The sequence below is a fragment of the Marinobacter sp. genome (genome assembly GCF_035268745.1).
GTDB lineage: Bacteria > Pseudomonadota > Gammaproteobacteria > Pseudomonadales > Oleiphilaceae > Marinobacter.
This window is the reverse complement of record NZ_DATFKH010000109.1, coordinates 1-1,895: the sequence shown is the minus strand read 5'-3', so window position 1 is coordinate 1,895 and position 1,895 is coordinate 1. Positions and strand designations below refer to the sequence as shown.

At 56.6% G+C, this 1,895-nt stretch carries 1 protein-coding gene and 1 pseudogene; both read right to left on the bottom strand.

Translation table 11 applies throughout. The features are described 5' to 3' along the window. Positions 1-144 precede the first annotated feature (144 nt). The gene (locus VJ956_RS08345; RefSeq protein WP_324083737.1) at positions 145-1,080 is read right to left on the bottom strand and encodes an IS110 family transposase; all 936 of its coding nucleotides are present in this window, start codon (positions 1,078-1,080) and stop codon (positions 145-147) included. Between the two features lie 203 nt (positions 1,081-1,283). Then, positions 1,284-1,895, bottom strand: a pseudogene (locus VJ956_RS08340) (IS3 family transposase); the annotation flags it as partial.

Genomic DNA, 1,895 nt, shown 5'->3' with positions numbered 1-1,895 from the left:
AAAAGGGGCAGGTGGTAATCCCCCATTTTTAACGGGGTGCATCCGTAGAATTCATGTGGCCATTTTCAGTTTCTGGGCGGGTGTGATGCCGCCGAGGCCCATGTTCGGGCGGTCGTTGTTGTAAGTCCAGAGTATCCGTCTTGATCAAGCGGCTTTTGGTGTCCATTTTCGGTTTGCTTTGATCAGAGCGTTTGCGATTTCGATGAGGTTTCGCATGACTGCAACTATAGCCACTTTGGCGGGTTTTCCTGCTGCGCGCAGACGGTTGTACTTTTCTTTCAGGTCTGGATTCCAGCGCAATGCGACCAGTGCTGGCATGTAGAGGGCATCGCGCAAGGGTTTGCGCCCACTACCAATGAACGATTTGCCCTGCCATTGCCCTGACTGGCGGGTGATCGGGGCGAGACCTGCCAGGCTGGCCACCTGTTTGCGATCAAGCGTGCCGAGCTCGGGCATCAGGGTCAGCATGGCCGCAGCCGATACCGCTCCTATTCCAGGCATGGAACGCAGAATATCACATGTGCGTGTGGTGTTTTCTTGCGCCGCGATCAATGCTGAAATTTCGACGTCCAGTTCGGCGATCTGTCGTTCTACCAAAGTGAGCCGTGCCTTGGTCTGGCGCTTCAGAACAGACATGTCTTGGGTTTGGGCGCGGTTGCGTAATCTGGTTTGGTCCTTGATCAGACCAGCCCGCGCAACATGCAAGTCTCTGAGAACGCGTATATTTTTGGATTGAGGTGCTTGAGGTTCAAGGTCGAACGCGACCCCCATACGCGCCAACATCCGGGCATCGACTGCATCAGTCTTGGCCCTCGTGCCATAGGCTTGTGCAAACCTGCGCGCCTGTAACGGGTTCACCTTGACCAGCGGCAATACCCCTCCAAGTGCGACCTCGAAGGCCTTGTGATAAGCCCCCGTCGGTTCGAACACGACCCGTGCCACCGAGGCATTGCCCAACCATTTGGTCAATGCACGAAAGCCTGTGGTGGAATTATCGAAGCGTTGCGCCGCACCATCTTCAAGCCGGAACACGTCCAGATGGGATTTGGAAATATCCACGCCAATGTTATGATCTGTCATCTTCCTCGTGTCCTATGCTTGTCATGCGTGACTTGTCACACGCGTATCCGTTCAGGCCCTTGGGGAAGACGGCGGCTGATCAAACTCTGGAACGGTCCATCACGACCCAGCCATTTACGATCCAACCGCCGCCACTGCCCGCCATAAATGGCGTGCCGGGCAGTGGCTCCTTTACACCGCAGGAGCCGAGTTCAACATAAGACAAGCCATTGTGTGGCGTGATCTTGAGCCTCCTCGATGGTTTCGATGATGTATTGGTCGAGCCATTCGTGCCTTACGGTGCGGTTGTAGCGCTCGATATAGGCGTTCTGCTGGGGCTGACCGGGTTGGATGTGCTGGATGGTGATGCCGCGTTTCTCGGCCCATATCAGCAGCTTGCCACTGATGTATTCTGGGCCGTTATCAACACGAATGGTCCCGGGTTTGCCGCGCCACTCGATGATCCGGTCGAGGCTTCGGATGACCCGTTCGGCAGGCAAGGAAAAGTCGACCTCGATGCCCAGCCCTTCACGGTTGAAGTCGTCCAGCACGTTCAGCAACCGAAAGGCCCGGCCATCGCCCAACCGGTCGGCCATGAAGTCCATCGACCAGGTCATGTTGGGGGCCTCAGGCACCGCCAGAGCGTCGGGCTTGTCGCGTTTCAGCCTTTTGCGCGGTTTGATCCGCAAGTTCAGCTCAAGTTCGCAGTAGATCCGGTAAACCCGTTTGTGGTTCCATGGATGCCCTTTGACGTTGCGCAAATGCAGAAAACACAGACCGAACCCCCAGGTCTTGCGGGCATCGGTCAGCCCGACCAGCAGATCGGCGATCTCCTC